The sequence below is a fragment of the Pectobacterium hainanensis genome (assembly GCF_046237015.1).
GTDB lineage: Bacteria > Pseudomonadota > Gammaproteobacteria > Enterobacterales > Enterobacteriaceae > JBJYIN01.
Genome location: NZ_JBJYIN010000026.1, coordinates 14,452 through 37,195, shown reverse-complemented (window position 1 = coordinate 37,195; position 22,744 = coordinate 14,452). Strand labels below are relative to the sequence as shown.

The window sequence follows — 22,744 nt, the reverse complement described above, 5'->3', positions numbered from 1 at the left end:
TGAAAACCAGAACCTCGCTTAGGGCTGTGTCCACATTACGTGGGTAGGATCATAGAACCGACCGTGATGGATGCATGTGTTCCTCCTTAATTTAGGAAACAAAAAAGCCGCTGGTTAGGCGGCTCGGTTATTCGTCATCATTAGCATATTCGTGCTGATCGTTTAAATCCCGTGGAAAAGGATGCTAAACCTCCCTAACCTGTAGCATGGCGTCAGCTAATGCGTATGCATTTTCAGCTGCGGCATTAGCACATCCAGATACTACCGGATGAACTGCATCAACTCCGTAGGATGATAGCCATCCCTGCATCGCTTTTGCCGCAAAATAATCGCGCAGCGTCATACCAGGGAACTGATAAAGATAATTGTCTCCTGTTTGATATCTGTGCTCTTTGCCACTGATGGGGTTAAGTTGAGTTTCAACCGGAAATGCTGGACCTCCTGTTTGTTTGCTCATGCGTCACCATCCTTATTTGTACCGCTGAGTATATTGATTTCATTGGTTATATGATTTGGCATATCTTTCTCCAGACAATAAAAAACCTCGCATTTGCGAGGCTGGGAGAGCGATAAATAGAATTTATTTATCCATATGTTTGCTTATGGCTTTTCGGATGGTTTCCTCTGATGGTCGCTCTCCTCTGTAGGCGATCAAACCATCGTATTCCCCAATGCTTATATGTTCTGCTGTAAAAAGTTCAAATTTTGCTGACTCTATTTTATCGTCAGAATCAACATTCCTATGCCTAACCATACTGTCAGGAAAGTATTTAAAGGTAGTAGACATAAGATGTCCATCGACGTACTTCCCATCATATTCTTCTACGCCAACAATAAGTGCCTTTTCCATATTAATTCCTGCGTTATTTAGTGTAGCGTTTAGTATAGATGTTATTTTTCAGATGGATTTATTTACTCTGTATAAGTGTTAATGGTCGATGCATGTGTTCATCCTTAATTTAGACAATAAAAAACCCGCACTTGGCGGGTTCGATTAGATTGATGTTGTTACTTTTTGTTTGCTTCAGCCATTTGCTGATAACGCGGATCGTTTGCCCCCGGTAGGGTTTTACTAACTTCCCTGTAGTAGGCTAATCGATCACGGAAATACTCACGATATTTTTCTGGCTGTTCGGCCTCAACTTGTGCTGGAACTACAGGCATGTTTAGCCGTTCTTTATATGCGACACCACTTGCGGCAAGGTCAACGTTAACTTTGTCGCGTTCTTCTTGTGATAAATCACCGAGATTATATGACATAGCTATCCTCCTAAGCGGAGTATAGCTGGTTGTCACCCTCATTGGTGAGGGTGACATTCTTGAGTTGTTCGGCTTTACAGGATGACTGGAGCAAAGTTCTGAGTGCGTGACGCGGCACAGCAGCCCATTGCAGCGTGATATTAGGGATGTCTGCATACTCACTCGGCAGAGTGTTCTCAATTTTATCCAGAGCGTCGGAAAGCTTTACAAAAGAGTCGTTCGGGACAACGTGGCACATCTCTCCATCGACTTCCTGATTACATGCATCATCAGCAAGCTCAAACGCGGCTCCACAAACACTGAGTAACATCTCAATAACGAGTTGATGTTCGGCTGTTACGACATTATCCGGCATAGCTGGCTGAACGGGCGAAGACCGGAACATGGCGGCGCGGAGAATGTCTCGCGCAAACAGCCGCAGGCGTTCCCGCTTATCGGCAATGACGTAAGCAAGGTTTCCGCGCGAGTCGAGCACTGCATCAATCTGCTCGTCTGTTAGTGTCAGCTCATCCGATACAATCTGGATTGCGGCTGGTGGAACGGGGCGGGAATATACGGCTACGTCTGTATCCAGCAGGCGAACTGGAGAGAGGATTTCAATTCCACCATCTGTCGCAACCCCGTTGATAAACCCAAGCGGCTCTTGCTTCTCCAGCTCTGCCAGTTGTGTTTCTGCCGTGACGAGACGATCAATGATTGCTACTGCAACGTCACAGCCAAAACCTTGTCGAAAATTTCGCTCGATATATTCATCATGCTTCGCGTTAGCGTATTGTGTTGCTAATTCGCGTAGATGTTTCAGATTTTCATTAGTCAAGGTCGTCATGTTTATTTGACCTCTAACCCGTCTTTGTCTACGTATCGAACCGAGGGATAGCCCGTGGTGAGTAGCTCCACGTTGCCACACGTGCATTCGTACTTATATTTTGGGGGACTACTCAGGAGTAACTGTGAATGCCGCAGTTCCTTGCCGCATTTATCGCAGTACAGTCGAAGTAGCCTGGTCGTAACTGGTTCAGCTTTAATTGCCATTGGTCAGTCCTTAACAAGTTGATTTTATTTGTCGAAAAGTCAGGAATATGTCGATTGCCTTTTCCGCGACTTTCTTGTTTCTGTAATGCTCAATTCCCCATACTATGGCGTAGCAAATCCACAGGTAGTGGAAGCTAGGCCGTTGTTGGCATGCGTCACACGTCAAATCATAGGTGCTAACATCATCCGGAAAGAACGCGTCTTGGATGGAGTGTATGGCGTCGGATTCTTTCCGGAAGCCGTTGCCGGTGACTTCTCTCACGGCATCCTCAGCACGCTCTCGATCGTCTTCGTCTTCGCAGTTGCTGAGATATTCTGTCAGCCACTCTTTGATGGATTTATCGAAATGGTCACCGTCGAATTCATAACATGGGCTTTCCCGCCGACTGTGACCGGCTCCGGCTTCAAACTTTTCAGCCCAATACCCCGGATTGATTAAAAAACTCTCGCACCGACCAAAATGCGGCGCTGTGAAAAACTCGAACATGTCGGCCAATCGGCTGAACGTCCATGTTCCCATGTCGCCAGTGACGCACAAATATCCCGGCCATGTGACTAGATCGAAGCGGTAACTGTTCGCGCCGGGCATGGAAAACTTTAGGTGCCGGTAAATACCGTCGTCTCTATGAATGGTCATTACATGTTTCCGCGTATCGTTGATGAAACGCGTCATAGCGTCTTTGTGTTGCATGTTTTTTCCTCACAAAAAAAGACGCTCATGGCGTCCATATTGGAAATGGATATTTCTAAATTCGACGAAATTCGATTACCCAGCACCATGGATTGGCTTGCCAGCTACCTTCTCCGTAAATCGATTCCCATAAATCCCGATACCAGAGGAACGGATCGTACTCACCACCATCAGTGGCTCGTTCCGCTGGGTATCCTTCAGAAATAATCCCATCACGTGGGATGTGTTTAAGGCGCTCCACGCGCACGTCGGTGATTTCCAGCGTGATTCTGGACGCCCAGCGCGGCATGTGGATCGACGGCGTCCATTTTTGTGATGATTGCTTAGTGCATACATCAACAGGGACGGTGCGAGTTGACTCAGTGAAACTATTTCGCTCGCTGGCCTTGTACATCAGGCGTGCAACATCGGTAGCCTTTCCCATAACCCTGAATGCCTCACGCACCCACAGACGATCGCCAACCTCTCCGTATGGGCATTTAGCCGGATGCGTTCGATCATTCCAGCACCCCATTCCACCGCGCGAACGCAACACGTATCCGCTTGAAGGGACGCCCGTACAGTAATGACCGAGTTGAAGCCCAGTGAAATTTAGGTTTAACCCCTTTTCACGCGGCTTAAACGTTACCGCTCTTCGTGTCTGCGTTTTGCTCCCGTCAATAATTGACCGAACCATTTCGCCGTTAAAAATTATCCCGCGCTCTTTCATCGCTGGACTCCTTAGTCGTTATTGGTTTAATGCTATCGAGCAACAGACGACGCCGAAACTGTGGCGCTCCCCAGCGCTTTCCGGTCAATTTGTCATAAGATTCATTACGGCCTACCACCCATGACGATTTTGTTTCATGGAGTTTCAGGCGTTTCTTGCCCTCGCGAGTAATAATGATCCCAGTGTGAGTTTTGCAGTGCTCTTTCACTCAACCCTCCTTACCCAGACGCCCCAAAATCACCGCCTTTGACGGCAGCGGTAATTGCTGTGCTAATTGCCATTGCTTACGCTGAGTTTGTGTCTTATGCGCTAATAGTTTGCGGATATCACCAAGCGGAATACTGGTATCTTTGGCGATGACATTTTCGTTAATGCCGCGACGGTGGAGTTGGTAAACTGACAGCATGATATTGGCAGAGTAACAGCGCCTAGCTCCAATTCGTGGTGTTGCGGGGGATGCTATGGGAAACCTGCTACCAACATAAATAGGCTTTGGTTCCGGCTTATACGGTTTACCAGTGTGTATTGAAGAACGGACACGCATTCTGTGAAGGATGACTTCTGTCCAATCACAATGATCATCTTCAGCTTTAAACAACACGCCAACAGGGTTCAATTCTTCCATATCAAGCAGCCTCGCTATGTTTTTGTGCTGTTTCCCAATCTTTCACCAATCCCATGCACTTGGCGTGAACTTGTCTGGCTGTTGCGATCCCGAAACCTTTGACATGCTCGGCCAGCATGTCCGGTGTTCTACGCGCCACGTCAAACAGAGAATGAACACCGGAGGCACTGAGCAACTCACGCTGTTGCTCTTTCAGGGGTAAGGTTTCAATCAGGATTGATTCAGCCCATTCTGCTCGGCGAACCAGGTGAGGGTGTGTTTCTTCTAACAGTTCACGGATGCGAGCTGTAACGGCTTCATTCAAACCGTCAGGCCATGCCTCTTTGAAATTGTCTACAGTGGGATAGATTGGGATGGCCCAATCCGTTACAGAGACAATCATGCAGATACCAATGGTGCTGCGTATCTCAATATGCCATTCGATATCATTCAGGACTTTTACGTCATACTCTGGGGAGTAGAGTTTTAGTCCGAATTGGAAGGTGTAGAAGTAAAACTGGACGCCGTTTGCTGCCTGCCAGTAGCGTGGATCTACATTGCCATCGGCACGTTGTAAACGGGCTTGCAGGTCACCTACATGGTCATTTAACTCATTGTTGATCAGGACCATACTGGATAGTTTGCTGGTTTTATCGGCCAGTTCTTTTTTAACGCGCCGAATTTCAGCCAGTTGCTGGTTACGCAGTGTGCGACTATCTTCCAGCTCGGTTTTTACCCGTACCAACTGGGTTTTCAGTCGTTCAGGATTTAGTGACTTCAGCCGGTTGACCTCATCGGCTAATACTCGTTGATCGGACAATGACAATTTGTATTTGGCGTTGACGTTATCGTATTGGGCGGTAGCTTCCGCTGCTGCCAACTCCGCATTTTCGATGCGTTCCTGAACCTGAGTCAAAGCCAGTTCTTTGGTTGTCAGCGTGTTTTCTGCTGTTTCCAGACGGTCCAGTAAAGCATTGTATTCGTCGGTTTCAACATTGATCTGCTCAATGCACAGGGCCTGTGCTTGGTTTAATAAAACACCCGCACTTTCAACGGATCGTTGTGCTATGCCGCTGGTTTGTTCAATGGCTAAATCCAACTGCGCCCGAACGGGGCGCAGGGAAGATTCCAACACGTCAGCGACGGTTGTAGTGGTGGTCATAAAGTGATTCCTGAGTGGTGAGGGGCTTAGTTGGCCTTAGATTGGACAGACTGGATGTGTTGCAACAATGCGGCACAGATGCGCGAGAAATCGCTCTCGTGGTAGAGCTTCGCGGTTTTGTCCGTGACAGCATGAACAATGCCCAGACGAGCTAAACCGTCTACAGTGAGGGAAATCGGTGATAAACGATCGTTGATTTGCCCCAAACGCAAGGTAGGCAGTTCTGGTGCGTTATCCTGCGTGGGGTGCTGGATGCTTTTTACCGCCTGTGCAAGTAACTGCGGCGCGGTGGTTGTCACGCTCTTGGTTTCATGGACGAGTGGCTGTTCCTGCTGTTGGCGCTGTTCTGCCTCCAGCCGTGCCGCTTCTTCCAGACGAATTCGCTCACGCTCGGCTTCCAGTCTGGCTTCTTCTGCCTTCTTATGCGCGTCGATGCGTGCAGTTACCGCTAGTTTGAAGTCATCGAACGGTTTGGTTGTCAGTTGCTGCAGGTCCGGCAGTAGCGAGCGATAGTCGGAGGCGTTAGCATCAATCCAGGTCAACTTCGTGCGCAGGTCTGCGGCCTGTTGGTCAGCGGTAATTTTGCCATTCGCCAGCGCCGTGTCGATCTTGTCCTGAATGCTCGACATGGTTTTCAGTCCTTTGATGGCACCTGCAAAATCAGGCATGGTGATATCAAGGCGTACAGCTTTGATTTCTTGCTGTAGTTCGGCGACATGAGCAGTAAACGACTGACGAGCTGCGACCACTTTTTCCGAACGTCGGCGCTCTTTTTCATTGGCGAGCAATTTCTCGGCCATAAGTCGGTTATCGCGTACCAGTTTGGCGAGCATATCTTTCTGACGTTTCGCCTCATCAACGCTCCGGATTTGCGCCAGCATCATTGTTTCAGCGGCATTCAATGTGTCTTCTGCCTTTTTCATCGCCTTGATTTGCAAGTCGAGATCGGCGAAGTCCTGATCGGTCTGCGGTTCACGGATCAGTTTATTTTCAAGGAAGTCGCGTAACGCCACCTCGAAAATTTTGAAGTTTTCACGTACTTCAATCTGGCCGTTAACTTGCACTGTCACCGCCGGTAAATCCTGTACCGGTTCGGCGACTACGGACAAAGGCGATTCGGGCGGCACGTAGGTGACCAAATCTCGTTCGAATTGTGCCCAGCCTGCCAGCAGTTTTTCAATACGGCCAGACACTGGGCGATATTCCAGCATGTAGAAGTTTTCTTCTGTGCCGTCGGAACAAACGAACAGCGCTCGCTCGGCACCAGTGACATAAAGCTGTTGTTCTAACTGCCAATAATAATGCGGTGATAACTCGTCGGACTCGATCATAGCAACCACGTCCTTATTGAACAGCTTATGCTCGAATACGGTAGTTTCTGCCATATCGATGCCATCCACTGAGGCCAGCAGATTGTCGCGAGTAGCGACAATTGGGAACAAGTCTTCACCAAGACGCTCTTCCAGAATGGTACGTGCTCTTGCTTCAGTTTCGTGCCCGGCATCGAATAGGCGCTGTGTTGCGGCGTCAACCTCTGGCGCAATGCCAGTAGCTTTCAGGTTCAAAAGGGTGTTACGTGTCTGGTATTTGCTTTCACCCATGCACGCTGGTGCTTCGCTGGCGGTGAAATACTTAGTGCGCAGATCCAGCCATTCGGCTGAGCCTTGCTGACATTCATGAATTGTGTGCATGGATTGGCTCCAAATCGCGTATTGCGAGTTTTTGATCTTCGGAAAGGGTGTATTTACTAGCAGTCATGGCAATAATCTGATCGGCGGTTTTCTTGCCGTTTTCCATCATTGACTGCCACTGCGGCAGATATTCATTGAAACGATCATTCGGATAGTGGGGTAACGCCGCTGGCGCGGTAGTTGTCGCCTTGGGTGTCACATCTTTGGCGTTATCGAACGCGCCAATTTCCAGATCTTTTCCTTCCATTTCTTCGGCGGTCGGCTGTTGGCCAATTTCAGGCCATGCTTTACGTAGCGCCTGTGACTCACTGCACTTGGATATCTGGCCGTATGGACGCTTCTTCCACATCGAATTTGGTGCTCGGGTATCGCGGCCTGCAGTGGCGTAGTTTTCCAGCCAGTATTCTTTCGCACTGAATTCGACAAGATTGCCGTCTGACAGGCGCTTGTAGACGGTATATTTGCACCATTGCGGGAACGTGATTTCCACGTTGTCGAGCGTCATCGTTACATCAGGTCCGAATTCTGGCTCCTTGGCTCCAGCGTAACTGCCAGAACGGTCGGCCTGAATGCGGTATAAGCCGACGCCAGGCATTACCACATCACGCCATTCTTTTTTACCGGTTTTGGCGTCATTGACGCTCATTGGCACCAGATGGACGGGCTTCATCAATGGATCGAGACTGCGAGCTTTGCAGTAGCTCACAGCCATAATGATGGAATCATCTTTTGCGCCGGGATAAATACTATTTTTCAGCGCGTTCCAGGTGGGCTCATCAATGCCGAGATTTGATACCTCCATCGGCAATGTTGGCGTAGTTAAAGAGTTGGTCATGGTCAGTCCTTATTACAAAATCAACGATAAGGCGGAAAGCGCGGCAAGGGTGACAATAATTGGGAATGCCACTCCATGTTTCTGCTGCGGATAGTGGTGAATATTGTGGCTACCGACGCGATGGCGGTACTGGATATGTTTAACGGAACTTGCTGGCATGGTATGCTCCTTAGCGATCGGGTTGGTCCCCGATCAACTGCTGATGATCTTTATGGTCATTGGTCAGTCCTTATGGTCATGCGGTTTGGTCGCCGCTGACCGGGATAGCCCCAGTGCAAACTGGGGCTTTTCTCTTTCTGGGGTAGGGAAGTCAATCAGGGGTATCGTGCAACTCTGGTTCGTGCGCAGAAGCTAATTCCATTGCGCGTTCAACCATTGCCGCTCGCATAAAAATCTCTTCTTGTACATCGTCCAGATACTTATCCATCCGGGGTGATTCAGTTAGCGCTGATACAGGGTTAGGATCGGTCCCAGCGACGACACAGCGGTTTTTTACCAACGTTTTCACGTTATCGGTAAATGTTGAAAAGCGACGCATAAAAGCGATGCGTTGCTTTAATACCTGCTGTTCTTCCGGCTTGGACGCATATTTGCGTTCGTATTCCTCCAATGTCTCTTCAACCATTCGCTGATAGTTATATCCGCTCACGATAAACCTCTCTGTTATTGCTCAATAGGCTTACTCATGCGCCCGATACGCAGGCGCATGATTACTCTTCTGACTTTTCTTCATTGATACGTTGATAAGGGAAGCGGTCAGTGTGAGGTTTGATGTTGCGGTAGAAATGGCTACCTACAGAGTCTGCGCCAGAGAACGCGGCAAAATCGTCGGCACTGACATTGCTGTAGTGATACAAACTGCCCGGCTCGTTGTTGCGTCCGTTAAAACGAATAGCCAGTGTGTTGGTCGCTGCATCGTGGCCGATGCTATGGATCTGGGATGATTTAACGGGTGTCATTACGATTGGCATTGGTTAGTCCTCTTAGTTTAAGTACATAGTTCATGCAGTAGGTCGGACTGCATTCTTTCCAAAATTGTTTGTGCTGCATTTTCTGGCTGGGTGGGTAGTAACAAACGGTTCCCTGCGGGGTGCGAAAAATCAGGGTGTTATTCCCATCCTCCAGTTCAACGCCGTTTCTGATAAAAAAGGCTTTTATCCGTTCGTGGGCTCCGTCACGGGCTTTGCGGCGCCGTTCTTTTAGGAAGGGTTTAAGATCTCTGTAGTAATCACCTACATCACCCATGCTGCTCTCTCACTTTTCGCATGAAATCGCTATCTGGCGCGGGTGGCCCCAGCATTTCCCCGTTACCTAAATAGTCTGGATTCATGTATTGCTCATGGAAGATGTATGCCGCTTCTTGGCAATTTGGGCAGTAGCTACTGCCGTGCTTATTGGTCCCGCACATTTCACAATGTTTGCTCATCGGTTTTACCTTCAAATTTGGTGCCGCAGAATGGGCAGAAGTTAATTGCGATATTTGAGTCGCCGTTAGTACAGCGCTGTTCCGGCTCTCCATTCTTTTTGCGCTTGCGGTAACGAAAGCGGTAACCAAGCATGACATTGCAGAAATCCCCCTTAGCGAGGATGAATACACGATTGTCAAAGTCGGATTCTTCAACCTCAGCACAGTTGTCGGCAACAGCCTCACGCAAGCGTTTATCCATAGCTTTCTGTGTTTCTTGAAAACATTTGCAAGCCATCTGAATCACCTTGTTTTAGTAATAAAAAAAGCCGCATATAGCGGCGTTGTTCCCTGTGTTGGCGAATAATTAATTTGGTTCTCGTGGCTTATAGTTGAATCGATGCCACCCATCTGTTAATTCAATTTCATGGTAGCTTTCGCGCCGTTCTGCAAAGTTCAACTCTACGGCCAGCGCGTGAAGTTCATGCCTACGTTTAATGTTTTCCATCCCAATCCAATCAGCATCAGCGGCACGTTTTTGGCACTGTTTTGGCGTCATGTCCCGAAAGTCCATAGCGCTTAATTTGCTGAGTCGGTTAAGGTCAGCTTTCATGTTGCGTAAAACTGAAATCATTGAATCAATTTTGGCAATGTCATTTCCCACTTTTACCTCTCTCTGATCGCTCTCTGCGACCAGATAACCACTCACACAGATAAAAAATGGTCGCAACAACGACTGACAACCCGGCAAGGATTGCTAGTGAAAGAAGTATTTCCATAGCGAACCTCCTACGACAGGCGAAAAAAAAGCTCACCGAAGTGAGCTTGATTGATGTTTTTTAATAAACGCCTCGGGGAATAGTGCTACTGCCGCGCATTTTCTGGCGACCGACTGCCGAGTAACCAACGTAACGATCCGGATCGCTACCGTCATTACCTGAGCGTGATTTTTTACGTGGGGCAGGGAGATCAGGCATCGGTTTACAACGAACCGCTACCAGAATTGCTTTTGTTACGCGGTCACTTTTATGCTTAGTGATACGCTCAAGATTTTCCATGTGCTGCTTGGTCATAGCAGAACGTTTCTTACGTGGTTTGGTCATGGGTCAGTCCTTATTGCTTGGTTTGCTTTGGTGGTGTGGTGGCCGGTACTGAGCTCCGGCATTGCGGTTTCCCCGTAGCGTGTGGACGCAACCTACCGCCAAAGATTACCAGAATTTCACTGGTAGTAGATACCTACGCGAGATTTGCGTATCAGCCTACGCATTCACCACACCCCAAAGAAAACTATGTATCTGACAAGTATGCTGTTATGGCACCGACGCGCTACCGTCACTTACTTCCCGCCGCTCTGTTTTTGTATTGGTCACCAGTTGCTGTGACTCAGCCGATTCACGGGTCTTTGCGTCGGCCGGCGCTGCACCTCGCTTGAGGACGCCACAACGGAAAGAACACTATCTCCGGTTCGCTCGCCAGCCTTCGCAAAGAAGCAGCCGTCCCCTAAATGCTCTTACCTGTTGTTCACTTCGCCACACTCCGCAGTGGCCGCGCTCATGCCCTTGAGTCGTATGCCGCCCTATGGCCGCCCATAACCAGTTCAGGATTGGCTTTCCCGATGCTTCTCCGGCGCTACTTCTATTCATTAACCCTAACCAGATGCGAAGCTGGCTCACTACTTGAGACTCGGGGCAGCATCATTACTGCTGCATTGGCACTACTTGCCGCGGTCTATCCGCGCTGTTACTTCATCTTTGTATCCTCCAATGTTAGTAACGCTCATGTTTAGCCGTAGCCGTCGCACCGGTACATGCAGACCGTTGGTGTGTGCAACTTAACCTGATTTTTAAAGAGCGTATCCGCTTGGGATGATTAAAAGGTACAACTATACCGGTACTTTTGCAATGATAATTTCGGTAAAGTTTCGGTATTTATTTATTTGGTTGATTTTTAAGCAAAAAAAAAGCAGCCTTGATGGCTGCTGTGCGATTCAGGTATGGACTCAATCCACTGGCATAAGGGGAACAATGACGGAAAACATTCTATCCGTTACTTCTCTGTTAAAACTTGGTATTGGCTGTAGGCATAAAAACAAAGCTCTACTACCTAAAAACAGCACATAATCAATCGCTTTAATATTTAAAGTGTAATTATCTAATTTTGAAAGAAAACTTTCTTTCTCTTGTTCACTCATATTAATGAAATTATCAATGGATTTGTATTTATCGATAAATATTTTATATGTATTATAAAAACCCCTAGCGAAAACAATTTTCCCTGTCTCTTCAAGACTGTTCAATTCATCAATGATGTTTATATATTCACGGCATTGCGTCATGATTATATCGTCTATATGATCAAGGTTGTTTTCTCGATTTTTTTTATCTCCGTAGTTAGGCAGAGATATTACGTGGTCAATGAAATGTGCCTCTGTATTATATGGACCATCGCCAAGGTTAAAGCGCTCTCTATCATGCGTAACCTTAATTAGCATTGTTGTACCAGGTTCCACTGATGGTTCAAGAAAGTATACCCTTGGTGGCTTAGTTATCGACTGATCAAATAGTAGACCTACAAAACTAGGACATATAGCCTTACCATTATTGATGGTGAATATCCCGGCTACTTCTGAAAAATCGAATAATAAAAATAGCTCATTAGTTCTCGCTCGAATGAATTTCGCTTTTATCATGGATAGGGATTCTAGCGGAGTTGTTTCCCATTCACTAAAATGACTTGAACTAAACACTCTAGCTCTAAGGCTTTTAGTTGGATCTTGGTAAAAAGTTTCCGCAAAAGTTTTTGGGTTACTTTTACTAAGATTAAGCATATTTCCATAACAAAAAGAAAGAATGGCTGCGCAGATATCATCTCTTGAGCGCTTTTTTCCTTTAAACAAATCAGACAGAAATGACACAGTATATTCCTTTATACGGTTTTCACATGGCAAATAACGGTTCCGATTAACTCACATTCACCATTAACCTTTAAAAATCTCGCTTCAGGGGGATAATCAGGATTTAAGGCTTTAAGATAATGCTGCCCATCCATTACCTGCAACTGTTTAAAGGTGGCTTCAAAGTTGCCATTAAGTCGAGCAATCACATATTTCCCGCTTGGTGGATCAATTAATTCAGGGTCAACATAAATGATGTCCCCAGGCTCAAACCTTGGGAGCATGGACTCCCCCTCAATTTTCAGTGCGAATGAATGTTGGCTGCATTTCACTGGGCAGGGGTAGTATAAATAGTCTTCTCTTGGGAGAAGTGTTGCTTCTGTAAATGAACCTGCCTGTACCCAACTAATCAATGGAACTTCCCTTGTTAAAACGTCTACCGGTGTTGCGTTGTCTATCACAAGATCAGGTATCACCAGTTCCTTATCACCCTTTCCTGAAACGAGCCAGTTCGGGTTTACCTTTAAAGCCTTGGCTAATGAAAAAAGATTATCCGCTCGGGGCTTTTGTGTAGCACCAAGCTCAATTTTACTGATCGCCATTCGTGTTACCCCAGCCTTATCTGCAAGCGTTTCTTGCGTCATGCCAAGTTCTTCACGTCGCGCTAACAAGCGCTCACCGAGAGTTTCATATTTATTCATAGGTATAAAAGTAACTCAACTTAAATAAACTTTGCTATCGGTATAGTTTCGGTATAAATTTGCTGTATCGGTATAACTATACCTTTGCAATGAATAGGAAGAATCATGGAAAACAGCGTTAAAGCAATACGCCTCAGAGAGCGTATTGAGGCTGCCGAAAAGGTTATTAGGCACTTTGATAGCCCTTACCAGGCAGCCACTGCACTGGAGTGCTCTTATGAGGCAATAAAAACCTATCGGAAGAGAGGATTGCCTGAAAAGGTCGCTTTACTCTGCCACATGTCTACGGACATTCCATATACCTACAACCCCATGGACTACGGGCGCAACCCCGAAAACCTAAACCTGGTTCTGACCAAACCAGTTAAGTAATTACGTTAAGGACTAACCAATGACCACAATACGTCAACCTGCCGCACCAACGGCAGGGGCCGCGATCGCTTCTGGCGTTCGCAAGGAATTACTTTCCCGCAAGAAAGTGGGCAAGGCTGGCTTACCGTTCCACGTGGTGCGCGAAGACCAGATCAAAACCCGCTGGACGGAAAGCGAAATTGTCACCATCAAAAGCGTGGCTGGCGCCATGTCATCTAATCCCGCCGTTGAAACCAATACCGCCGCGATCCGTGGCTTTCTGGCGATGTTCACCGAATCACCGGAAATGCTGGCCCATGTGCATCAAGAGCTCACCGCTGCTGGTTTGCCTATCCCTGATTGGTTGCTTCCGTTGCTTCCGTTACTAGGAGACATGCCGAAATGAAACAGAAGATGAGCACAACAGAGTCTGTTGACCTGATCGCCGAGATTGTCGGTAAAAAGCTGGATCTCGCTGGGGATGAGACCCGGCGTTTAGCAATCACAGGGGCTTTGTCTGGTACGACGCTGGCGTTTTATTCCCGTCAACAGCCTCCTGCAGATACGCATACGGCAGGCAACCATGACATACGTTCAGCCTCTTAACCGACGTTATCGAGATCAACGCGGCGTGATTGTGCATGTGACGGGATATGACCGAGCCAACAAGCAGGTGATTTTTATGCGTGATGGTTATCCGCACCCATGCAGCCAGCCGCTGTGGAAAGTCCAAAAATATTATACGGAGGTCAAATGAGCAGTAAGTTACTCGGCCACGTATGGGAAGCGTGTGCCGCATCAGGAATCAAAGGCACAAAACTTTTGATTATGGCGCGTTTGGCTGATTACTCGAATGATGATGGTATCAGCTACCCCAGCGTGGAAACGATAGCCCGACAGTTGGGCGCAGGGGAAAGTACCATCCGTGGCGCAATGGCGGAACTGGAAGAAGCTGGTTGGTTGTACCGTGAAGGTCGTCGTAAAGGTAACCGAAATTCCTCCAATTTGTATTATCTGAATGCTGAACTATTGGAAGAGATTGCCTTACAGGAAATAGCCAAAGTTAAAGCGGCTAGATTGGCTAAACGGGTATCAAATTCTCACCCTCCAGAATCTGACGGTTCAGAATCTGACCCTCTGAAATCTGGAGGTTCAAATGGTTTTCACCCTCCAGAATCTGGCGCAAAAGGGAGTTTTCACCCTCCAGAATCTGGAGGCGATCCACAAGTAAATTCAAAACATGATCCACAAGTAAATTCAAAACATGATCCACAAGTAAATTCAAAACATGAACAGCAAGATCCGCCTGCGCGAAAAATCGCGCTGAAATCACTGTTGGCTGAATTCGATTTTTCAGCGTTCCCGACACTACCCAGCGATCAGGTCTGGGGCGATTACGTGAAACACCGTAAAGCCAAACGCGCCCCGATTACACAAACCGTGGTGAATATTCTCGGCCAAGAGCTGACGAAAGCAGCCAATGCTGGTTGGACGGTTGATCAAGCACTGGGCGAAGCGATGGCGGCTGGATGGCAGGGGCTGAAATTCGAATGGTTGGCGAATCGTACTCAACCTGTTCGTGGCACCGTGGCCTTGAACAAGCAGGAAGCGCTTGAAGCCCGTAACGCGCAGATATTCGAAGAGTGGCTTGAGGAAGAGGCTCGGGCAATGGACAGCAAGGGGAGTTCTGATGGTGCCTACTGACAAGACTACGGAGCTGTCCGTAAAACGGGAGTTTGCCGAACTCATGCAGGCGACACTTTCGGTGTATGGCAAAGACTCTTCCAAACCTGTGATCCGCTTGTACTGGAACGCGATTGGCTCGTTTGATATTTCGCTGATCCGCAAAGCCTTAAGCCTGTGGATTACCGATCCGGAGCAGGGCAGATTTGCCCCAAAGCCAGCCGATATTATTCGTAATATTCAGGGGATAACAGGCCGTCCGTCATGGCTCAGTGCAAACGAAGCATGGGCAATGGCACTGCCAGCGCAGGATGAGACTAATACGCTGATCTGGACGGAAGAGATCAAGCAAGCGTGGGCTATCGCCGAGCCCATCTTTAAAGACGGCGACCGCGTTGGCGCACGGATGGCGTTTATCGCTGCCTATGACCGATTAGTCGCAACTGCTCAGTCTTCTGGCGTATTACCCCAATGGACGGTTTCGGAAGGTTGGGACAAAGATAAGGTGAAAGGCGCTGTAGAGCACGCGGTTAACGCAGGGTTACTACCCGCACCGGATGCCACGCGATATTTATCCCCACCCGCCAGCTTGCCGCCGCCAAAGGTGGACAGAGGAAAACGGGACGCAATGCTGACAAAGATTCAGACATTTTCCGGGGTATTACTGGATCGAAAAACACAACAGGAGGCACAGAAACGACATGAATGGGAGGCTCGGCAAGCACAGCTTAACGAGGCAATAGAAACACGGTATCAAAACGAATTACGCCGTGCTGCTGACCACAGCACAACCGATGAAAACCAAGCAACAAGGACTGACCAATGAGTATTACGTTTAAAAATGCACTGATTTACCGGGTATCTCGCGCACTTGATTGGGCTGATTTGGAACAGAAGCTAACGGCATTTTCATTCACCCCATGCGGTAGCCAGGACAGAGCGAAAACGGGCTGGGTATCGCCGATTGATCCATTGCTGGATGTACTTTCGCACCAGTCTAACGGCCAAATTCTCCTCACGTTGCAGCGTGAAGAGAAAATTCTACCCGCGCCAGTGATAGCCCGTGAGTTGACGGCCAAAATCGATAAGTTGGAAATGGAGCAACGGCGCCGTCTTAAAAAGACTGAGAAAGATGCGCTGAAAGACGAGGTTATCCAAACGCTCTTGCCTCGTGCATTCAGTAAGTACCATACCACCAAGATTTGGATTAACGCAGGGGCTGGGCTAATCATCGTTGATGCGGCCAGTGGCAAAAAAGCCGAAGACGCGCTGGCGTTGCTGCGTAAAACGCTGGGATCGCTTCCGGTTGTACCGCTAACGCTGGAAACGCCGATCGAGTTGACGCTGACCGAGTGGGTCCGTAACGGGAAAGCACCAGCAGGTTTCGCGTTACAGGATGAGGCTGAACTGAAAGCCGTGCTGGAAGAGGGTGGTATTCTGCGTAGTAAGCATCAGGATCTGGTTACCGACGAAATTGCCGGGCATCTGGCGGCAGGTAAGCTGGTAACGAAACTGGCACTGGAATGGCGCGAGCGCATCAGCTTTGTGTTGAGCGATGACGGTAGCCTTAAAAAGCTGAAGTTCTCTGATGTTTTGTTGGAACAAAATGACGATATCGATCGCGAAGATGAAGTCGCACGATTTGACGCTGATTTCGTATTGCTGACGAGTGAACTGTCAGAACTGATCCGTGACCTGGTTGCCGCATTGGGCGGAGAATCTAAACGTAGTGACTCGGTTGCCGCCATTGCTGCCGAGTTTGATAAAGATCCGCTCTATGACGATGCCGTTAAATTCATTAAATTCATTACCGGAAAATCAGAAGCGTCAATTTCTCAGTTACAGCGCCATTTCCGCATCGGGTATAACCGCGCCGCTCGGCTGATTGAAACACTTGAGAGTGAAGGTGTGATTTCTGCGCCTGCGCACAACGGCATTCGCAAAGTGTTGGCTGGGGAGGTGGCGGAATGACTGCGATCAAACATCCAGCTATCCGTTACCACGGGGCTAAATATCGCCTAGCTCCGTGGATTATTGACTTGATGCCTGAGCATAAATGCTATGTCGAGCCATTCGGTGGAGCCGCTGGCGTGCTTCTGCAAAAACCGCGTAGTTATGCTGAGGTATATAACGATCTTGATAGCGATGTTGTGAATTTCTTCCAGGTATTACGCGATCCAGATCTTAACCACCAACTGCGAGAGGCTTGTCTGCTGACGCCGTATTCCCGTGAGGAGTTCACTAAAGCTTATGAGTATTGCGACGAACCAGTAGAACGTGCTCGCCGAATGGTGATCAGGGCTACGATGGGATTTGGTAGCGGTGGAGCGGCGGCGAGAACAGGATTCCGGGGGGATACCAAACGGAAATATGCTACTGCCGCTGATTTATGGGCTCGCTATCCTGACAATTTAACCGCTCTTTGCCAGCGCCTGCAGGGAGTGATTATAGAAAATAAGGACGCGCTAGAAATTATGCGTGCCCATGACGCACCGACCACACTGCATTACATCGATCCGCCATATCTGCCAGAAGTCAGATCGTGGCGTGGTGGCACCTATCGCCATGAAATGAATATTGAAGGGCATGAGCAACTACTTTCTGTTGTCCTCACACTTCAGGGCATGGTGATGATTAGCGGTTACGATAGCGAACTCTATAACGATTATTTAAAAGGTTGGGAGAAACAGACAAAAGCAGCACGTATTAGCGGTGGTCGCGGTACCACATTACGAATGGAATGCCTGTGGCTCAGTCCAGCATGTGGTGCGAAGGAGTGTGCGGCATGAGCAATACTCACGATTACACGCGGGAAAATCGATACTGGGGGCATGACCTTAGCTTTAAACTCATGGATCCAGAAGGTATGCGCTTAAATGCCACTGGTTGGGGGACGGGCATCAATCAAGGTGATTTCATCTCGCTATCGAATAAAGGCGACGTAACACGCTACAAATTCGAGACAATCAGCTATTACCACGATCCATCAGACATGTGGACTGCTGTCTTGCTGTTCGCACCACGACAAGCGGAGGCATCCGAATGAGCGATTTCTCCGAAACCGAATATGTCTCTTCCTTGCAGCGCCAGAAATCAGAACCTGCACATCTTCTGAGAGATGTCGGCGACCAATGGCGTACGCCTGATCCGATTTTTTGGGGCATCAATGCGATGTTCGGTCCACTGGTATTGGATTTGTTTAGTGATGGCGAAAACAGCAAATGTCCGGCGTTTTACACAGCAGAGGATAACGCGCTGGCGCAGGATTGGGCAGAGCGATTAGCCGGGTTGAACGGTGCCGCATTCGCAAATCCTCCGTACAGCACAGCGAAAATGCATGAGGGCGAATACATCACCGGTATGCGTCACATCATGGCTCACACGGCTCAAATGCGGGAGCAAGGTGGGCGCTATGTCTTTCTTATAAAGTCAGCCACGTCAGAAGTGTGGTGGCCGGAGCGGGCCGATCACGTCGCATTCATTCGTGGGCGTATCGGTTTCGACGTTCCCACCTGGTTCAAGCCGAAAGACGATAAGCAGATCCCCAGCAGTGCAGGGTTTGGTGCGGCAATCGCTGTGTTTGATAAGGAATGGCGAGGTCCGGCGATCAGCTACATTCAGCGGGAAAAACTGCTGGCTACGGGCGAAGCATTTTTAGCGCAGATCCGGCGTGAAGCTGAGCGGTTAGCACCCCAACAGCCAGTCATTATTCCAGATACCGAGAATACTGTCTGGCCAGCAGAAGTTAATTTCCTTTTCGCTCAGGTTCCAACCGCGAACGATTTGCCAGCCAGCTTGCAAAACAAACTTCGTAGCCACGTCAATCGCTTGAAACTTGAAGGCGTCTCTGACACCGCAATCATAACTATCGCAGAAGCGCTAACCGCATCTATGGGAGCCGCAGCATGAAAAACAGGGAAATCATTGTTGATAATTTTGCTGGCGGCGGCGGTGCGTCTACTGGAATCGAAATGGCGATTGGTCGCAGTGTCGATATTGCGATTAACCACGATCCGAATGCGATCGCTATGCACACTACCAACCACCCGGATACGTTGCACTATTGTGAGAGTGTTTTTGATATTGACCCAGTGGCGGCGACCGCTGGCCGTCCTGTGGGGCTTGCGTGGTTTAGCCCTGATTGCACGCATTTCTCTAAGGCGCGTGGTAGCGCACCAGTGAAAAAAGAGATTCGTGGCCTAGCATGGATCGTTGTGAGATGGGCGCTGGCGACTCGTCCGCGCGTAATTCTGTTAGAAAATGTGGTCGAATTTAAAACATGGGGACCGCTACTGATTGATGCTGACGGCACACGTCAGCCAGACCCTGCGCGATCAGGGGAAACGTTCGCGGCATTCGTCGGCATGCTGTCTGATGGCGTAACCGCTGATCACCCAGCGTTAGCGGAATGCTGTGAATTCCTTGGTATCACCCTTGATAGTGAACCTGCGCAACGGTTGGTGCGTGGTTTGGGGTATAACGTAGAACACCGCGAATTACGGGCTGACAATTACGGCACGCCGCAGCGCCGCAAGCGTTTTTTCATGGTGATGCGCTGCGATGGCCAACCTATCGTTTGGCCCAAACCTACCCACGGTGATCCGAAATCTCTGGAAGTTCAAGCGGGGCAACTGCAACCATGGCGAACAGCGGCTGATTGCATTGACTGGTCGATTGCGTCCACTTCGATCTTTGAACGAAAAAAACCGTTAGCCACAAATACATTACGTCGCGTGGCTAAGGGATTGTGGCGTCACGTACTCACCAATGCGGAGCCGTTCATTGTTGGGGCTGGTGGTCCTAAATATTCTGGTAAGCCAGTCGCCATCAATCAGCCTTTCGGCACTATCACCGCTGAAAATCACCGTGCAGTGGTAACACCAGCATTAACACCATTCATCAACGAGCACGCGAATGCGAGCAATCAACGCACGATGTCTATTGATGAACCTATGCGGACGCTTTGCGCTCAGGTTAAAGGGGGACATTTTTCTGTCGTGGCACCGACGATGATCCCGCTGCGAGGAACGAATGAGCACCAGCTTTTTGGGCATAGCATAGAACGACCATTATCAACAGTAACAGCAAGCGGTGCACACCATGCGCTGATTACCGCCAGCTTGGTTGATATGGGACATGGCGAATCGTGCGGCACGGGAGCGAGGCGCTGGAGTGATGGTATTCGCTCGCTGGAAACGCCACTGAACACTGTTACGGCTAGTGCTGCGCCGAGCGCTCTGACAACGGCACTATTTGAGCAGGCTAACGGCGGTTTCTACGACGGTGACGGTCATGCAGCAGACACACCAATATCTACACTCACCGCCTCCGGTAGTAATCAGCGACTGGTAACCGCCTATCTGATCAAATATTACAGCTCTGGCGGTCAGTGGCAGCGTGCCGATGAGCCGTTGCACACCATTACAGCAAAAGATCGCGCGGGAGTTGTTGAGGTTATAAAAGTCCCTGCTGATTCCCTTTCTCATGAACTGCGTGAGAAGGCACGCCGCTGTGCGGATCTGCTTCATTCTTATCTCCCTGAGCATTTCGCTGAATCCGCCGAAATGGTTCTCATGGCGTATCACGGTGCTTGGTGGGTGTTGGTAGATATCACTTTGCGCATGCTTCAGGCCCCAGAATTGTATGCTGCGCAAGGGTTCCCTGATTGGTATGTCATTGATATGGACTACCGAGGTGTTCGGCACACGAAAACCGCTCAGGTTGCACGGTGTGGTAATGCGGTGCCACCGCAGTTTGCCGAAGCTCTTGTTCGCGCCAATTTGCCGGAAATGTGCGCCGAGCGTGAAGGAGTGGCGGCATGACAACAGCTCCCCGCACCAAATCACCTAAGAAGCACAAAACCGAAGCGCTGGGCGTTCTGCTGCCTGGCGGCGGAATCAAATATTGTACCGATCACGATCGTGACGTAATGAAAGGGGTGCCAATCGGCACTCCGATCTCGCTCACACCTATCGGCGACCGGCGCAACATCAAACACCACCGTAAATTCTGGAAATTACTCGAGCTAGGTTTTTCGTATTGGGAACCGGCATGGTCATTTGTCAGCAAATCGGAGGCATGGATAGCTCACCGTGTTGCTAAGAAATTTGCACAAATGGCTGGCGATCCATCTCTTTACGACAACATAACAAAAGAGATTGCGACGGAAACATTGGATGAAGTCGCTTGTGAACGACGCCTAAGATTTGATGCCGAGGCGGTGAAGACAGAAGATGCTTACCTGAATCACGTCATGGTAAAAGCCGGATTCTATGATTTGGCACCTAACCCCGATGGCGGCACACTTAAACAGCGCTGGAGCATTGCATTCGTCAATATGGGGCAAGAGAAATTCGACAAGGTATATCGTGGCGTATTTGGTGTGATCTGGAATGAAACGTTAAGCCAGTATTTTGCTGATGAAGCCGAAATGGAAAACGCAGTTAACCAACTGATGAATTTTTGAGGACTGACCAATGACCGATAATGTGGATTTTCCAGACGATAGCGACAACGTTTTGCAGTTTACGAAGTGCTTTGATGATAACGCTGATATCAAGGAGATGCGGAATTTTGTTGAAGCGCCGAAGCCTGAAGGAAGAACGTGCCGGCATGAGCGGGTTATCGTCTCTGAGCATGAGCGATCGGTGAATTGCCGTTTGTGCGGTGCCGTGCTGGAGCCGTTCGATCATCTGCTTGCGCTGGCTAAGCAGGAAACCAAGGTGGAATGGGAGCTACGCTCATTGCGAATGGAAATTAAATCGCACAGGGAAGGATTGGAAAAACTGAAACGCGAAGAGGCCAATTGCAAGGGACGGCTGCGGAACGCTCAGAATCGACTCGGTGAAATTAATGGGCAGATCCAGGTAGCAAATCAGGAGCTGCAATTTGTGTTGAAGCGGGTGGGTGATATCAAGACGATAAAGGAGAAGGGTAATGCTTAAATCTCCGGCTTATCGTTCTAAATCTCTCCGTGATTCTGCTCGTGGCCAGATGTGTACGTTACAGATCCCCGGTATCTGCAACTGTGACCGCGAAACAACAGTCTTGTGCCACCTGCCCAGTTCGACTCATGGCATGGCCTATAAGTCAGATGATTTCTATGCGGTATTCGGTTGCTCGGTGTGTCATGACGTCATCGATGGGCGTGTGCCGTATGACTGGCGACCAGGTGAGAAAGAGGAAACATATCTGTCCGCACTGCACTCTACATGGCGTATTTGGTTTGAGGAGGAATTACTGGCAACCAAAGGGGGCAAGTTTGCGTAATGCCATTGAGGCGCTGGCCGCTGTCGGTAGTCAGGCAAAACTGGACATTCACGGTGGAGATGTGCGCAAGGTTTATCATCAGGCCGAACTGGAAGAACAGGCAGCATTGATTGAGTGGGCAGCGCTGACCACCGTCAACGGCATCCGCCCAGGTCGTTATCTGATTCATATCCCAAACGAGGGAAAACGTGGGCCGAAGGCGGCAAGGGATGCCAAGCGGCTGGGAATGAAGAAAGGTGTACACGATTTATTTCTGGCGTTACCGCGTAGTGGATATTCCGGTTTATGGATAGAGATGAAGGCTATTGACGGACGAGTAACACCGGCTCAGTTGGAGTGGCAAGAATTGATGCGTTCTGCAGGATACCGCGCCGAGATCTGTTATGGATTTGACGCAGCGCGATCGGAAATTGAACGTTACTTGCAAAAATAGGGATAATTTTCGTTATTGTTGCCAA

The 22,744-nt window shown here is 48.9% G+C and carries 36 protein-coding genes and 1 pseudogene; 16 read left to right on the top strand and 21 right to left on the bottom strand.

The features are described 5' to 3' along the window. Nucleotides 1-184: 184 nt before the first annotated feature. The 21 genes from ACKPVM_RS19660 to ACKPVM_RS19560 form a co-directional block, all read right to left on the bottom strand. Complete coding sequence (locus ACKPVM_RS19660; protein WP_409311442.1) at nucleotides 185-457, bottom strand: hypothetical protein; 273 nt, start codon at nucleotides 455-457, stop codon at nucleotides 185-187. A 123-nt stretch (nucleotides 458-580) separates the two neighbouring features. Beyond that, a complete protein-coding gene (locus ACKPVM_RS19655) occupies nucleotides 581-850 on the bottom strand; it encodes a hypothetical protein (RefSeq protein WP_409311441.1) in 270 nt (89 codons plus the stop codon). A gap of 158 nt (nucleotides 851-1,008) precedes the next feature. After that, nucleotides 1,009-1,260, bottom strand: coding sequence for a DNA polymerase III subunit theta (locus ACKPVM_RS19650; RefSeq protein WP_409311440.1), 252 nt, complete (start codon nucleotides 1,258-1,260; stop codon nucleotides 1,009-1,011). 10 nt (nucleotides 1,261-1,270) lie between these two features. After that, nucleotides 1,271-2,086 (bottom strand): hypothetical protein, encoded by an 816-nt coding sequence (locus ACKPVM_RS19645; RefSeq protein ID WP_409311439.1) that lies wholly within the window; start codon nucleotides 2,084-2,086, stop codon nucleotides 1,271-1,273. A gap of 216 nt (nucleotides 2,087-2,302) precedes the next feature. Beyond that, nucleotides 2,303-2,983, bottom strand: a complete 681-nt coding sequence (locus tag ACKPVM_RS19640; protein WP_409311438.1) for a hypothetical protein — start codon at nucleotides 2,981-2,983, stop codon at nucleotides 2,303-2,305. Between the two features lie 55 nt (nucleotides 2,984-3,038). Continuing rightward, the gene (locus ACKPVM_RS19635; RefSeq protein WP_409311437.1) at nucleotides 3,039-3,692 is read right to left on the bottom strand and encodes a hypothetical protein; all 654 of its coding nucleotides are present in this window, start codon (nucleotides 3,690-3,692) and stop codon (nucleotides 3,039-3,041) included. Continuing rightward, complete coding sequence (locus ACKPVM_RS19630) at nucleotides 3,667-3,900, bottom strand: hypothetical protein (protein ID WP_409311436.1); 234 nt, start codon at nucleotides 3,898-3,900, stop codon at nucleotides 3,667-3,669. Before ACKPVM_RS19630 ends, ACKPVM_RS19635 begins: the two co-directional genes overlap by 26 nt. After that, the gene (locus ACKPVM_RS19625; protein WP_409311435.1) at nucleotides 3,901-4,317 is read right to left on the bottom strand and encodes a hypothetical protein; all 417 of its coding nucleotides are present in this window, start codon (nucleotides 4,315-4,317) and stop codon (nucleotides 3,901-3,903) included. A gap of 1 nt (nucleotide 4,318) precedes the next feature. Beyond that, the gene (locus ACKPVM_RS19620; RefSeq protein ID WP_409311434.1) at nucleotides 4,319-5,458 is read right to left on the bottom strand and encodes a hypothetical protein; all 1,140 of its coding nucleotides are present in this window, start codon (nucleotides 5,456-5,458) and stop codon (nucleotides 4,319-4,321) included. A 26-nt stretch (nucleotides 5,459-5,484) separates the two neighbouring features. Next, nucleotides 5,485-7,149: a lambda-exonuclease family protein gene (locus tag ACKPVM_RS19615; protein ID WP_409311433.1), complete on the bottom strand. Its 1,665-nt coding sequence runs from the start codon at nucleotides 7,147-7,149 to the stop codon at nucleotides 5,485-5,487. Continuing rightward, nucleotides 7,133-7,984, bottom strand: coding sequence for a phage recombination protein Bet (bet, locus tag ACKPVM_RS19610; RefSeq protein ID WP_409311432.1), 852 nt, complete (start codon nucleotides 7,982-7,984; stop codon nucleotides 7,133-7,135). The genes ACKPVM_RS19615 and bet overlap by 17 nt, the downstream gene beginning before the upstream one ends. Nucleotides 7,985-7,996: 12 nt before the next feature. Continuing rightward, the gene (locus ACKPVM_RS19605; protein ID WP_409311431.1) at nucleotides 7,997-8,143 is read right to left on the bottom strand and encodes a hypothetical protein; all 147 of its coding nucleotides are present in this window, start codon (nucleotides 8,141-8,143) and stop codon (nucleotides 7,997-7,999) included. 151 nt (nucleotides 8,144-8,294) lie between these two features. Next, on the bottom strand, nucleotides 8,295-8,633 hold the full coding sequence (locus ACKPVM_RS19600; protein WP_409311430.1) for a hypothetical protein: 339 nt from the start codon (nucleotides 8,631-8,633) through the stop codon (nucleotides 8,295-8,297). Nucleotides 8,634-8,694: 61 nt separating this feature from the next. Beyond that, nucleotides 8,695-8,955, bottom strand: a complete 261-nt coding sequence (locus ACKPVM_RS19595; protein WP_409311429.1) for a KTSC domain-containing protein — start codon at nucleotides 8,953-8,955, stop codon at nucleotides 8,695-8,697. After that, nucleotides 8,930-9,229 (bottom strand): hypothetical protein, encoded by a 300-nt coding sequence (locus tag ACKPVM_RS19590; RefSeq protein WP_409311428.1) that lies wholly within the window; start codon nucleotides 9,227-9,229, stop codon nucleotides 8,930-8,932. Before ACKPVM_RS19590 ends, ACKPVM_RS19595 begins: the two co-directional genes overlap by 26 nt. Then, on the bottom strand, nucleotides 9,222-9,410 hold the full coding sequence (locus ACKPVM_RS19585) for a hypothetical protein (RefSeq protein ID WP_409311427.1): 189 nt from the start codon (nucleotides 9,408-9,410) through the stop codon (nucleotides 9,222-9,224). The genes ACKPVM_RS19590 and ACKPVM_RS19585 overlap by 8 nt, the downstream gene beginning before the upstream one ends. Next, nucleotides 9,394-9,651, bottom strand: a complete 258-nt coding sequence (locus tag ACKPVM_RS19580) for a hypothetical protein (protein ID WP_409311426.1) — start codon at nucleotides 9,649-9,651, stop codon at nucleotides 9,394-9,396. The genes ACKPVM_RS19585 and ACKPVM_RS19580 overlap by 17 nt, the downstream gene beginning before the upstream one ends. A gap of 105 nt (nucleotides 9,652-9,756) precedes the next feature. Further along, nucleotides 9,757-10,053, bottom strand: coding sequence for a regulator (locus ACKPVM_RS19575; protein ID WP_409311425.1), 297 nt, complete (start codon nucleotides 10,051-10,053; stop codon nucleotides 9,757-9,759). Between the two features lie 175 nt (nucleotides 10,054-10,228). Beyond that, nucleotides 10,229-10,492: a hypothetical protein gene (locus ACKPVM_RS19570; RefSeq protein ID WP_409311424.1), complete on the bottom strand. Its 264-nt coding sequence runs from the start codon at nucleotides 10,490-10,492 to the stop codon at nucleotides 10,229-10,231. 896 nt (nucleotides 10,493-11,388) lie between these two features. Further along, a complete protein-coding gene (locus tag ACKPVM_RS19565) occupies nucleotides 11,389-12,303 on the bottom strand; it encodes a hypothetical protein (RefSeq protein ID WP_409311423.1) in 915 nt (304 codons plus the stop codon). Between the two features lie 11 nt (nucleotides 12,304-12,314). Then, nucleotides 12,315-12,983 (bottom strand): LexA family protein, encoded by a 669-nt coding sequence (locus ACKPVM_RS19560; protein ID WP_103184256.1) that lies wholly within the window; start codon nucleotides 12,981-12,983, stop codon nucleotides 12,315-12,317. 105 nt (nucleotides 12,984-13,088) lie between these two features. On the opposite strand from ACKPVM_RS19560, the gene ACKPVM_RS19555 reads away from it, so the two are divergent. The 16 genes and pseudogenes from ACKPVM_RS19555 (at nucleotide 13,089) to ACKPVM_RS19480 (ending at nucleotide 22,719) form a co-directional block, all read left to right on the top strand. Next, on the top strand, nucleotides 13,089-13,355 hold the full coding sequence (locus tag ACKPVM_RS19555) for a hypothetical protein (RefSeq protein ID WP_052510450.1): 267 nt from the start codon (nucleotides 13,089-13,091) through the stop codon (nucleotides 13,353-13,355). Between the two features lie 19 nt (nucleotides 13,356-13,374). After that, nucleotides 13,375-13,740 (top strand): hypothetical protein, encoded by a 366-nt coding sequence (locus tag ACKPVM_RS19550; protein ID WP_409311422.1) that lies wholly within the window; start codon nucleotides 13,375-13,377, stop codon nucleotides 13,738-13,740. Further along, nucleotides 13,737-13,940 carry a hypothetical protein gene (locus tag ACKPVM_RS19545; protein ID WP_409311421.1) on the top strand — a complete coding sequence of 68 codons (204 nt, stop codon included), beginning with the start codon at nucleotides 13,737-13,739 and terminating at the stop codon, nucleotides 13,938-13,940. Before ACKPVM_RS19550 ends, ACKPVM_RS19545 begins: the two co-directional genes overlap by 4 nt. After that, nucleotides 13,918-14,091 (top strand): DUF4222 domain-containing protein, encoded by a 174-nt coding sequence (locus ACKPVM_RS19540; protein WP_409311420.1) that lies wholly within the window; start codon nucleotides 13,918-13,920, stop codon nucleotides 14,089-14,091. Before ACKPVM_RS19545 ends, ACKPVM_RS19540 begins: the two co-directional genes overlap by 23 nt. Further along, nucleotides 14,088-15,038 (top strand): phage replication initiator YdaU family protein, encoded by a 951-nt coding sequence (locus tag ACKPVM_RS19535; RefSeq protein WP_409311419.1) that lies wholly within the window; start codon nucleotides 14,088-14,090, stop codon nucleotides 15,036-15,038. The genes ACKPVM_RS19540 and ACKPVM_RS19535 overlap by 4 nt, the downstream gene beginning before the upstream one ends. Further along, nucleotides 15,025-15,843, top strand: a complete 819-nt coding sequence (locus ACKPVM_RS19530; RefSeq protein ID WP_409311418.1) for a hypothetical protein — start codon at nucleotides 15,025-15,027, stop codon at nucleotides 15,841-15,843. The genes ACKPVM_RS19535 and ACKPVM_RS19530 overlap by 14 nt, the downstream gene beginning before the upstream one ends. Beyond that, nucleotides 15,840-16,742 (top strand): annotated as a pseudogene (gene rdgC, locus ACKPVM_RS19525) (recombination-associated protein RdgC); the annotation flags it as partial. The gene ACKPVM_RS19530 and the pseudogene rdgC, both read left to right, overlap by 4 nt. Then, nucleotides 16,725-16,988, top strand: coding sequence for a DNA translocase FtsK (locus tag ACKPVM_RS19520; RefSeq protein WP_409311445.1), 264 nt, complete (start codon nucleotides 16,725-16,727; stop codon nucleotides 16,986-16,988). The pseudogene rdgC and the gene ACKPVM_RS19520, both read left to right, overlap by 18 nt. Further along, nucleotides 16,985-17,806: a DNA adenine methylase gene (locus ACKPVM_RS19515; RefSeq protein WP_409311417.1), complete on the top strand. Its 822-nt coding sequence runs from the start codon at nucleotides 16,985-16,987 to the stop codon at nucleotides 17,804-17,806. Before ACKPVM_RS19520 ends, ACKPVM_RS19515 begins: the two co-directional genes overlap by 4 nt. Next, on the top strand, nucleotides 17,803-18,063 hold the full coding sequence (locus ACKPVM_RS19510; protein WP_409311416.1) for a hypothetical protein: 261 nt from the start codon (nucleotides 17,803-17,805) through the stop codon (nucleotides 18,061-18,063). The genes ACKPVM_RS19515 and ACKPVM_RS19510 overlap by 4 nt, the downstream gene beginning before the upstream one ends. Continuing rightward, nucleotides 18,060-18,926, top strand: coding sequence for a phage N-6-adenine-methyltransferase (locus ACKPVM_RS19505; protein ID WP_409311415.1), 867 nt, complete (start codon nucleotides 18,060-18,062; stop codon nucleotides 18,924-18,926). Before ACKPVM_RS19510 ends, ACKPVM_RS19505 begins: the two co-directional genes overlap by 4 nt. After that, a complete protein-coding gene (locus ACKPVM_RS19500; RefSeq protein WP_409311414.1) occupies nucleotides 18,923-20,839 on the top strand; it encodes a DNA cytosine methyltransferase in 1,917 nt (638 codons plus the stop codon). The genes ACKPVM_RS19505 and ACKPVM_RS19500 overlap by 4 nt, the downstream gene beginning before the upstream one ends. Next, nucleotides 20,836-21,483: a DUF1367 family protein gene (locus tag ACKPVM_RS19495; RefSeq protein ID WP_409311413.1), complete on the top strand. Its 648-nt coding sequence runs from the start codon at nucleotides 20,836-20,838 to the stop codon at nucleotides 21,481-21,483. Before ACKPVM_RS19500 ends, ACKPVM_RS19495 begins: the two co-directional genes overlap by 4 nt. 10 nt (nucleotides 21,484-21,493) lie before the next feature. After that, the gene (locus tag ACKPVM_RS19490; RefSeq protein WP_409311412.1) at nucleotides 21,494-21,961 is read left to right on the top strand and encodes a hypothetical protein; all 468 of its coding nucleotides are present in this window, start codon (nucleotides 21,494-21,496) and stop codon (nucleotides 21,959-21,961) included. Then, on the top strand, nucleotides 21,954-22,286 hold the full coding sequence (locus ACKPVM_RS19485) for a DUF1364 domain-containing protein (protein ID WP_409311411.1): 333 nt from the start codon (nucleotides 21,954-21,956) through the stop codon (nucleotides 22,284-22,286). The genes ACKPVM_RS19490 and ACKPVM_RS19485 overlap by 8 nt, the downstream gene beginning before the upstream one ends. Beyond that, the gene (locus ACKPVM_RS19480) at nucleotides 22,279-22,719 is read left to right on the top strand and encodes a VRR-NUC domain-containing protein (RefSeq protein ID WP_409311410.1); all 441 of its coding nucleotides are present in this window, start codon (nucleotides 22,279-22,281) and stop codon (nucleotides 22,717-22,719) included. Before ACKPVM_RS19485 ends, ACKPVM_RS19480 begins: the two co-directional genes overlap by 8 nt. The last annotated feature ends 25 nt before the right edge of the window (nucleotides 22,720-22,744 follow it).

Bases quoted from the DNA above. Each gene is read 5' to 3' on its own strand.
- ACKPVM_RS19660 (WP_409311442.1), bottom strand. From the start codon at position 457: ATGAGCAAACAAACAGGAGGTCCAGCATTTCCGGTTGAAACTCAACTT.
- ACKPVM_RS19655 (WP_409311441.1), bottom strand. From the start codon at position 850: ATGGAAAAGGCACTTATTGTTGGCGTAGAAGAATATGATGGGAAGTAC.
- ACKPVM_RS19650 (WP_409311440.1), bottom strand. From the start codon at position 1,260: ATGTCATATAATCTCGGTGATTTATCACAAGAAGAACGCGACAAAGTT.
- ACKPVM_RS19645 (WP_409311439.1), bottom strand. From the start codon at position 2,086: ATGACGACCTTGACTAATGAAAATCTGAAACATCTACGCGAATTAGCA.
- ACKPVM_RS19640 (WP_409311438.1), bottom strand. From the start codon at position 2,983: ATGCAACACAAAGACGCTATGACGCGTTTCATCAACGATACGCGGAAA.
- ACKPVM_RS19635 (WP_409311437.1), bottom strand. From the start codon at position 3,692: ATGAAAGAGCGCGGGATAATTTTTAACGGCGAAATGGTTCGGTCAATT.
- ACKPVM_RS19625 (WP_409311435.1), bottom strand. From the start codon at position 4,317: ATGGAAGAATTGAACCCTGTTGGCGTGTTGTTTAAAGCTGAAGATGAT.
- ACKPVM_RS19620 (WP_409311434.1), bottom strand. From the start codon at position 5,458: ATGACCACCACTACAACCGTCGCTGACGTGTTGGAATCTTCCCTGCGC.
- ACKPVM_RS19615 (WP_409311433.1), bottom strand. From the start codon at position 7,149: ATGCACACAATTCATGAATGTCAGCAAGGCTCAGCCGAATGGCTGGAT.
- bet (WP_409311432.1), bottom strand. From the start codon at position 7,984: ATGACCAACTCTTTAACTACGCCAACATTGCCGATGGAGGTATCAAAT.
- ACKPVM_RS19605 (WP_409311431.1), bottom strand. From the start codon at position 8,143: ATGCCAGCAAGTTCCGTTAAACATATCCAGTACCGCCATCGCGTCGGT.
- ACKPVM_RS19595 (WP_409311429.1), bottom strand. From the start codon at position 8,955: ATGCCAATCGTAATGACACCCGTTAAATCATCCCAGATCCATAGCATC.
- ACKPVM_RS19590 (WP_409311428.1), bottom strand. From the start codon at position 9,229: ATGGGTGATGTAGGTGATTACTACAGAGATCTTAAACCCTTCCTAAAA.
- ACKPVM_RS19585 (WP_409311427.1), bottom strand. From the start codon at position 9,410: ATGAGCAAACATTGTGAAATGTGCGGGACCAATAAGCACGGCAGTAGC.
- ACKPVM_RS19580 (WP_409311426.1), bottom strand. From the start codon at position 9,651: ATGGATAAACGCTTGCGTGAGGCTGTTGCCGACAACTGTGCTGAGGTT.
- ACKPVM_RS19570 (WP_409311424.1), bottom strand. From the start codon at position 10,492: ATGACCAAACCACGTAAGAAACGTTCTGCTATGACCAAGCAGCACATG.
- ACKPVM_RS19560 (WP_103184256.1), bottom strand. From the start codon at position 12,983: ATGAATAAATATGAAACTCTCGGTGAGCGCTTGTTAGCGCGACGTGAA.
- ACKPVM_RS19555 (WP_052510450.1), top strand. From the start codon at position 13,089: ATGGAAAACAGCGTTAAAGCAATACGCCTCAGAGAGCGTATTGAGGCT.
- ACKPVM_RS19550 (WP_409311422.1), top strand. From the start codon at position 13,375: ATGACCACAATACGTCAACCTGCCGCACCAACGGCAGGGGCCGCGATC.
- ACKPVM_RS19545 (WP_409311421.1), top strand. From the start codon at position 13,737: ATGAAACAGAAGATGAGCACAACAGAGTCTGTTGACCTGATCGCCGAG.
- ACKPVM_RS19540 (WP_409311420.1), top strand. From the start codon at position 13,918: ATGACATACGTTCAGCCTCTTAACCGACGTTATCGAGATCAACGCGGC.
- ACKPVM_RS19535 (WP_409311419.1), top strand. From the start codon at position 14,088: ATGAGCAGTAAGTTACTCGGCCACGTATGGGAAGCGTGTGCCGCATCA.
- ACKPVM_RS19530 (WP_409311418.1), top strand. From the start codon at position 15,025: ATGGTGCCTACTGACAAGACTACGGAGCTGTCCGTAAAACGGGAGTTT.
- ACKPVM_RS19515 (WP_409311417.1), top strand. From the start codon at position 16,985: ATGACTGCGATCAAACATCCAGCTATCCGTTACCACGGGGCTAAATAT.
- ACKPVM_RS19510 (WP_409311416.1), top strand. From the start codon at position 17,803: ATGAGCAATACTCACGATTACACGCGGGAAAATCGATACTGGGGGCAT.
- ACKPVM_RS19505 (WP_409311415.1), top strand. From the start codon at position 18,060: ATGAGCGATTTCTCCGAAACCGAATATGTCTCTTCCTTGCAGCGCCAG.
- ACKPVM_RS19500 (WP_409311414.1), top strand. From the start codon at position 18,923: ATGAAAAACAGGGAAATCATTGTTGATAATTTTGCTGGCGGCGGCGGT.
- ACKPVM_RS19495 (WP_409311413.1), top strand. From the start codon at position 20,836: ATGACAACAGCTCCCCGCACCAAATCACCTAAGAAGCACAAAACCGAA.
- ACKPVM_RS19490 (WP_409311412.1), top strand. From the start codon at position 21,494: ATGACCGATAATGTGGATTTTCCAGACGATAGCGACAACGTTTTGCAG.
- ACKPVM_RS19485 (WP_409311411.1), top strand. From the start codon at position 21,954: ATGCTTAAATCTCCGGCTTATCGTTCTAAATCTCTCCGTGATTCTGCT.